Origin of the sequence: Mesorhizobium sp. M7A.F.Ca.ET.027.02.1.1, assembly GCF_004022985.1 — a bacterium.
GTDB lineage: Bacteria > Pseudomonadota > Alphaproteobacteria > Rhizobiales > Rhizobiaceae > Mesorhizobium.
Genome location: NZ_RZOL01000310.1, coordinates 1 through 7,392, shown reverse-complemented (window position 1 = coordinate 7,392; position 7,392 = coordinate 1). Strand labels below are relative to the sequence as shown.

Genomic DNA, 7,392 nt, shown 5'->3' with positions numbered 1-7,392 from the left:
ATACCCCAGATGGCGAGCAACACGCCCGGCGACACGCCGTAATTCGCTTCGATCTTGGCGAACAAAGCCGCATTCGACTTTTTCAGCGACCGGCCCTTGGAAATAATCGCCGCGCCGCCGCGCCGCCGCATGAAATCGTCCACCGAGCCGCTGAAAGCCTTGTGAATGCCGCGGTCGACGGAGATCGTCTTGGTCGCGTAGTTCGCCCCGGCCAGAGCGGCCAGCCCCTTGGCGCCTACACCTTCCGACCTGGCCTGCGCGGCAAAATCCTGCTTCCAGGCCTCGAAGCCGGCGCCGGTCTTGCCGCAGCTGGCCGCTGCCTGTGCGCCCGTCGCCAGCGCAAGCACCGCTACCACGGCCGCTGCAAACATCTTTCCCTTGGCAAGAATTGCCATGTTGATCTCCTGGTTGCCTGAATCACGTCCCAATTGCGAACTTGCCAGCGAAACGCGCACTTGTCACTGTCACCGCTGCAATGCTGGCGAATGCCGTGGAATTTGCCTAGGATCAAGTGATTATTGTGGCAAGGGGGCTGCATGCAAGACGTTGATGTCGTCATCATCGGTGCCGGCTCGGCGGGTCTTGCCGCCGCCAGAGCCCTGCAGGCCGCGGGGCTTTCCTTCACGCTGCTCGAAGCGATGGACCGAATCGGCGGGCGAGCCTGGACCAGCGACCAGCATTTCGGCGTGCCTTTCGACATCGGCTGCGCCTGGCTGCATGCCGCCGACCGCAATCCCTATTTTCCCGAAGCCCAGGCGGCAGGCTGGACGTTGCATCATCACGACATGAACGTCGATCATCTCTACTACCGCGAGCGCAAGGCGAGCGAAGCGGAAGAAGCCGACATGAAGGCCGCCGACGCAAAGCTGTTCGAACTTCTGGCCCGGCATGAAGTGAAGGACGGAGATGACGATCGTCTTTCGGCGCTTTTGGCAAAAGGCCATGCGCCGCGCGCCGCCGCCACCTTCGCCGGGCCGATGGATTTCGGTGCCGACGAGGACGAAATCTCGATCCTGGACTTCCAGGCCGCGGCCGATCTCGACCCGAACTACTTCAGCAAGGAGGGACTTGGCGCGCTGGTGGCGCGTTTCGGCGCCGGCGTGCCGGTCGAACTGTCGACGCCGGTGCGCAAGATCCTGTGGGACGTGCCCGGCGTCGCCTGCGTCACCGATCGCGGCACCGTCCGCGCCAAAGCGGTGATCGTGACCGCTTCGCCGGCGGTGCTCGCCTTCGAGGAGATCGCGTTCTCGCCGGCCCTGCCCGACACGCATTTCGGCGCCTTCTTCGACCTGCCGATGGGCATGCTGACCAAATTGCCAGTCGAAATATCGGGCACCAGGCTCGGGCTGCAGCCCTTCGACGACCTGCTGATCGAACGGATGGCCAAGCACGACATCTACTTCCTCTGCTTCCCGTTCGACCTTGACTTGATGGTCGGCTTCGTCGGCGGCGATTTCGCCTGGGAAATGTCGGCGGCCGGCGAGGCGGCCGGCATCGACTTCGTCGTCGACCGGCTGTGTGGCATCTTCGGCGGCGATACGCGCAAGCATGTCGGACGCGCAATGATGACCAATTGGGGCGGCGAGCGCTTCGTGCGCGGCGCATATGCCGCGGCCCGCCCCGGCCGTTCACTGGCGCGCGCCGCACTCATGCAGCCGGTGGCCGACAAGATCTTCTTCGCCGGCGAGCATCTGGCCGGCTCGCTGGTCCAGACCTGCGGCGGCGCACGGCTGTCGGGCGAGGCGGTGGCAAGGCAGGTTGTCGCCCAGCTTGCGGCCAAATAGCTTCAGGTAATGTGGAACACCGCGCGGCTGTTCGCGTTGGGCACGGGCCGCCGTGAACATTTGTGTCACCTCCGGTGAATTGAGACCAACATGAAACTCTTCGACTGCCCGCATTGCGGCCATCGCATCTATTTCGAGAACGCCCAGTGCCTGAACTGCGGGAACCCCGTGCTCTACGATCCCGAGCACGCCTGTTTTGCGCTGGCGGGCGTCGATGGCGTCTTCCAGTGCACCAACGCCGATGAATGCGCCTGCAACTGGATGGCGGAACCGGGTCACGCTTTTTGCCGCGCTTGCGTGCTGAACCAGCTGATCCCGGATCTCTCCGTCGACGGCAACCGCCGCCGCTGGATCCGTGTCGAAGCGGCGAAGAAGCGCGCCATCTACTCGCTGCTGGCCTTCGGGCTGCCGGTGGCGCCCAAGCAGAACCCGGCCGACGAAATCGGCCTTGCCTTCGACTTCCTCGCCGATCCGATCGGCGGCGGCCCCGGCGGCGAGCGGATTCTGACCGGCCACGACAATGGTTTGATCACGCTCAATGTCGCCGAGGCGGATTCGGCCGAGCGCGAGAAGCGGCGCGTCGAGATGGGCGAGAACTACCGCACCTTGCTCGGTCATTTCCGTCATGAGCTCGGGCACTATTACTGGGACCGCCTGATCCGCGACGATCCGCACAGGCTCGAAGCTTTCCGCGCACTGTTCGGCGATGACCGCGCCGATTACGAACAGGCGCTGAAGGCCTATTATGCCAATGGTGCGCCGCCCGACTGGCAGCAAGACCACATCTCGGCCTATGCGACCTCGCATCCTTGGGAGGACTGGGCCGAGACCTGGGCTCACCACCTGCACATCACCGACACGCTGGAAATGGTGCACGCGCTGAACTTTCCGCTCGGCCGGCTGGAGACGGTGGAGGCCAACGACTTGCCGCGCGGCGACACAGGCGGCGGGTTGCAGGCCGCACCCTCGGATCCGGCGACCGCGCCCGAGCCTTTCGAAAAGATCCTTGCCCGCTGGCTGGTGCTGTCGGAGGCCTCCAATTCGATCAACCGCTGCATGGGCCTGCCCGACCTTTATCCCTTTGTCATTTCGGACGTCACGGCTCGGAAATTGGAATTCGTTCACGAACTTCTGACCGATTTGCCGAAAGAAGCGGGAACAAATCGTGAGTTGGCGCAAGCGTTTTAGCGGGAACGCATAAGCTGCTGCCCCGTTTTGGCTGCCGAGGGACCTGAAAACGGAGAGAAACCATGAAATCCCTGTTGTTTCCGGCGGTAGCCGGAATGCTGACCGTGATGTCGGGCGCCGCGCTTGCCGATACCGCTGTCTCAGCCGTCACCGATCTTAACGTGCGCGCCGGACCCGGCCCGCAATATCCTGTGATCGGCGTGCTCACCGCCGGCCAGTCGGCAACGCTCAATGGCTGCATCGAAAACAGCAAATGGTGCACCATAGCCGAGGCCGGCGGCCAGGGCTGGGTCTATTCCGACTATGTCACGGCCGATATCGGCGGCAGCCGCGTGGTGCTGACGGAACGGCGCTCCAGCGTTGCTGTCGTCTCGCCGCCTGAGGACATCGGCAACTACTCGACCGATTATACCGGCGCGATCATCGCCAGCGATCCGGTCGTGGATGACTTCCCGCCGCCTCCGGCTGAAATCCGCACCTATGTCGACACGCATCGCCTCGATCCCATCTATCTCGAAGGCGAAGTGGTGACCGGCGCGACCCTGCCCGACACCGTCGAGCTACGCGAGATTCCGGACTACAATTACCGCTATGTCTATGTGAACGGCCAGCGGGCGCTGATCGATCCGCAGACCCGGCGCATCATGTACGTCGTTCGCTGACGACAAATCGGCACAAGCGGCCGCTGCGATTGCAGCGGCCGCCAGCAGGCGGCGCCGCCGCGCGGCGCTCTCCTGCGCCGACTTGCTTGGCCTAGTCCTTTGCGGAAAACCATTCCGATTTTTCCGGCCATCGGTTAGTCAAATAGGCGATGACTTTGGCAAGGGAGCCCGCGTGACCATCGATCCGGCCGCCTTCGAGCGTTACAGGCATTCGCCGAACGCCAGGACGACCTTACCGCGCCTGTTGCTCGGAACGGGCATCGTGGTCCTTTTTTGGGGAGCAACCACCGTGGCCGTGCTGGTCGGCGGCACCTATGCCTTCACCGCCTGGCAGGCGACCCCATCATCCGGCATTCAGGGCTTCCTCGCTTCGCCCCTCGGCATCCTCACCGCGCTCGTCTCGTTCGCCGGCATCTGGATCGGCCTGTGGGTCGCGATGCGCTGGGTGCACGGCGAGAAGCTGTCGGCGCTGCTCGGCAACAGCCGACGAGTTTCATGGCCCGACTTCCTCAAAGGGCTGATCGCGGTGCTGATCACGTCGTTCATATCCGAGGTCCTGCTCTATCTGCTGCAGCCGCAGATCACGCGTGGCCCGATCGGCCTGTCGTCCTGGCTGCTGTTTGCGATCCCGATCGCCGCGCTCACTTTGCTGCAGACATCCTCTGAAGAGGTGCTGTTTCGCGGCTATCTGCTGCGCGGTCTCGCCAACCGGTTCACGAGCCCGGTAATCTGGGCCCTGCTGCCGGCCCTGCTGTTCACCTCGCTGCATTGGAGCGCGAGTTCGTCGCCAGCCATCAATGCTTGCGTGCTGGCGTCTATCGCCGCTTTCGCGCTGCTGCTGACGCTAGTGGTCTACGCAACCGGCAATCTCGGCGCCGCCTTTGGTGCTCATCTCGGCAACAACCTGACCGGGTTTCTCTTGATCTCGCATCAGGACAGCTACAATTCCTTCGCCCTGTTCAACGCCAGGCCGCTCGAAGGGCCGGGCTGGGCGACGTCGGATGCGGTTCTCATCGCCTTCATCGGCATCGCCTGCAGCCTGCTGACCATCGTGCTGCTTCTACATCCGCGTTCGCCGCTCAAGCTCGCCGCCGAGCTTCCGGACCGGACGAGCACGGCGTGATTGCAGGCCCGGGAACGACGCAATCCGGCCTTGTCTTGACTCCGCGTCCGATTTCCTGTCTACACGCCCCGAATTCCGCGACGAGTATCCCTCCGAGCAAGCCGACCAGGACGCCGAAACCTCTTTGAGGTGAAGTGCTGTAAATCGATCCTGGAGGCCAACACCCGGCAGCGCTGAGCGCCCCCGGGTGCTTTTTGGTTTTGGCTTTTGGTTGGACACTGGGCGCGAACGCATTACCTCTCGGGCATCATCCGGGTGCCAGGGAAAAGGAAAACGAATGTTTGAATCGCTACAGGAACGTCTTGGTTCGATCCTGAACGGCCTCACCGGCCGCGGCGCGCTGTCGGAGGCTGATGTCTCGGCAGCACTGCGCGAGGTGCGCCGCGCGCTGCTCGAAGCCGATGTGGCGCTGGAAGTGGTGCGTTCCTTCACCGACAAGGTGCGCGAGAAGGCCGTCGGCGCTGCCGTGGTCAAGTCTATCAAGCCCGGCCAGATGGTCGTCAAGATCGTCCATGACGAACTGGTCGACATGCTCGGCGCCGAAGGCGTCGCCATCGATCTCAATGCCCCGGCGCCGGTCGTCATCATGATGGTCGGCCTGCAGGGTTCCGGCAAGACGACCACTTCGGCCAAGATCGCCAAGCGTCTTTCCGAGCGTCAGAACAAGAAGGTCCTGATGGCCTCGCTCGACACGCGGCGCCCCGCCGCGCAGGAGCAGCTTCGCCAGCTCGGCGAACAGGTCAAGGTTGCCACGCTGCCGATCATCGACGGCCAGTCGCCGGTCGACATCGCCCGCCGCGCCGTGCAGGCGGCCAAGCTCGGCGGCCACGACATCGTCATCCTCGACACCGCCGGCCGTACCCATATCGACGAGCCGCTGATGGTCGAGATGGTCGACATCAAGAAGGTGTCGAGCCCACACGAAATCCTACTGGTCGCCGATTCGCTGACCGGCCAGGACGCCGTCAATCTGGCCAAGAGCTTCGACGAGCGCGTCGGCATCACCGGCCTCGTCCTGACCCGCATGGACGGCGATGGCCGTGGCGGTGCGGCTCTTTCGATGCGCGCCGTCACCGGCAAGCCGATCAAGCTGATCGGCACTGGCGAAAAGATGGACGGGCTGGAGGAATTCCACCCCAAACGCATCGCCGACCGCATCCTCGGCATGGGCGACATTGTCTCGCTCGTCGAAAAGGCCGCCGAGAACATCGACGCCGAACAGGCGGCGGCGATGGCCAAGAAGATGCAGTCGGGCAAGTTCGACCTGAACGATCTCGCCGGCCAGCTTCAGCAGATGTCGAAGATGGGCGGCATGGGCGGCATCATGGGCATGATGCCCGGCATGGGCAAGATGAAGGACCAGATGGCCGCCGCCGGTCTCGACGACAAGATGTTCGGCCGCCAGCTCGCCATCATCTCGTCGATGACCAAGGCCGAGCGCGCCAATCCCGATTTGCTCAAGCATTCGCGCAAGAAGCGCATCGCCGCCGGTTCCGGCACCGACGCGGCCGAAATCAACAAGCTGCTCAAGATGCATCGCGGCATGGCCGACATGATGAAGGCGATGGGCGGCAAGGGCAAAGGCGGCGGCCTGATGCGCGGCATGATGGGCGGCCTCGCCTCCAAGATGGGCCTCGGCGGCATGATGCCCGGCGGTATGGGCGGCATGATGGGCGGCGGCATGCCGGACCTGTCGAAGATGGACCCCAAGCAGCTCGAGGCCTTGCAGAAGCAGGCACAGGCAGCCGGCCTTGGCGGCGGCATGAAAGGCCTTCCCGGCGGCGGTGGCCTGCCCAGCGGCATGCCAGGTCTGCCCGGCGGCATGAAACTCCCCGGGCTTCCCGGCCTCGGCGGTAGCGGGCTGCCCGGCCTTGGCAAGAAGAAGTGAGGACGCCATGAACGAAGAGAAGGACATGGCCGACGCCCGCGCCCTCCTGGCCGATTACCGGGCGTCGATCGACAACATCGACGCAGCCCTCATCCACATGCTGGCCGAGCGCTTCCGCTGCACCAAGGCGGTTGGCGTGCTGAAGGCGACGCATGGCCTGCCGCCGGCCGACCCGGCACGCGAGCAGCAGCAGATCGCCCGGCTTCGCCAGCTGGCGAAGGATGCCCATCTCGACCCGGATTTCGCGGAAAAATTTCTCAACTTCGTCGTCCGCGAAGTGATCCGCCACCACGAACAGATCGCCGCTTCCGCTTCCAACGGCGTGACGAAAACCAACTGAAACCCAATCAACGAACTTAGTTTAGGAGAAAAGAAATGCCCTTGAAGATCCGACTGGCCCGTGCGGGCTCGAAGAAGCGTCCTTACTACCACGTCGTCATTGCCGACGCCCGTTCGCCGCGTGACGGCCGGTTCATCGAGTCGATCGGCTCGTGGAACCCGCTGCTGCCCAAGGACGGCGAACGCGTCAAGGTCGACGCCGACCGCGTCAAGCATTGGCTGGCGCATGGCGCCCAGCCGACCGACCGCGTGCTGCGCTTCCTCGACGAGGCTGGCCTCGTCAAGCGCGACGCCCGTTCCAACCCGAAGAAGGCCGAGCCGGGCAAGAAGGCGCAGGAACGCGCTGCCCTTCTGAAGAAGGCGCAGGAAGATGCCGCTGCTGCTGTTGCGGCCGCCGCTGCACCGGCC

General features: G+C 64.1%; 8 protein-coding genes. 7 read left to right on the top strand and 1 reads right to left on the bottom strand.

Annotation, left to right across the window (positions count from 1 at the left end; translation table 11 throughout):
• Nucleotides 1-395, bottom strand: a 395-nt coding sequence (locus tag EN749_RS26320; RefSeq protein WP_189367704.1) for a lytic murein transglycosylase, incomplete at its 3' end; no start/stop codon positions are given.
• 141 nt (nucleotides 396-536) lie between these two features.
• On the opposite strand from EN749_RS26320, the gene EN749_RS26315 reads away from it, so the two are divergent.
• The 7 genes from EN749_RS26315 to rpsP form a co-directional block, all read left to right on the top strand.
• Nucleotides 537-1,784, top strand: coding sequence for an NAD(P)/FAD-dependent oxidoreductase (locus tag EN749_RS26315; RefSeq protein ID WP_128364258.1), 1,248 nt, complete (start codon nucleotides 537-539; stop codon nucleotides 1,782-1,784).
• A gap of 90 nt (nucleotides 1,785-1,874) precedes the next feature.
• Entirely contained in the window at nucleotides 1,875-2,972 is a 1,098-nt protein-coding gene (locus EN749_RS26310) for a putative zinc-binding metallopeptidase (RefSeq protein ID WP_127382298.1), read from the top strand.
• A 62-nt stretch (nucleotides 2,973-3,034) separates the two neighbouring features.
• On the top strand, nucleotides 3,035-3,634 hold the full coding sequence (locus tag EN749_RS26305; protein WP_127397842.1) for a DUF1236 domain-containing protein: 600 nt from the start codon (nucleotides 3,035-3,037) through the stop codon (nucleotides 3,632-3,634).
• Between the two features lie 172 nt (nucleotides 3,635-3,806).
• Nucleotides 3,807-4,757, top strand: a complete 951-nt coding sequence (locus tag EN749_RS26300; protein ID WP_128364257.1) for a CPBP family intramembrane glutamic endopeptidase — start codon at nucleotides 3,807-3,809, stop codon at nucleotides 4,755-4,757.
• Nucleotides 4,758-5,034: 277 nt separating this feature from the next.
• The gene (gene ffh / locus EN749_RS26295) at nucleotides 5,035-6,645 is read left to right on the top strand and encodes a signal recognition particle protein (protein ID WP_128364256.1); all 1,611 of its coding nucleotides are present in this window, start codon (nucleotides 5,035-5,037) and stop codon (nucleotides 6,643-6,645) included.
• 7 nt (nucleotides 6,646-6,652) lie between these two features.
• The gene (locus tag EN749_RS26290) at nucleotides 6,653-6,985 is read left to right on the top strand and encodes a chorismate mutase (RefSeq protein WP_127261568.1); all 333 of its coding nucleotides are present in this window, start codon (nucleotides 6,653-6,655) and stop codon (nucleotides 6,983-6,985) included.
• 35 nt (nucleotides 6,986-7,020) lie between these two features.
• The coding region (gene rpsP / locus EN749_RS26285; protein WP_128364255.1) for a 30S ribosomal protein S16 at nucleotides 7,021-7,392 on the top strand (372 nt) is incomplete at its 3' end.

Excerpts from the sequence above, each read along its gene's own strand:
- ffh (WP_128364256.1), top strand. The coding sequence starts at position 5,035 with ATGTTTGAATCGCTACAGGAACGTCTTGGTTCGATCCTGAACGGCCTC.
- EN749_RS26290 (WP_127261568.1), top strand. The coding sequence starts at position 6,653 with ATGAACGAAGAGAAGGACATGGCCGACGCCCGCGCCCTCCTGGCCGAT.
- EN749_RS26305 (WP_127397842.1), top strand. The coding sequence starts at position 3,035 with ATGAAATCCCTGTTGTTTCCGGCGGTAGCCGGAATGCTGACCGTGATG.
- EN749_RS26315 (WP_128364258.1), top strand. The coding sequence starts at position 537 with ATGCAAGACGTTGATGTCGTCATCATCGGTGCCGGCTCGGCGGGTCTT.
- EN749_RS26310 (WP_127382298.1), top strand. The coding sequence starts at position 1,875 with ATGAAACTCTTCGACTGCCCGCATTGCGGCCATCGCATCTATTTCGAG.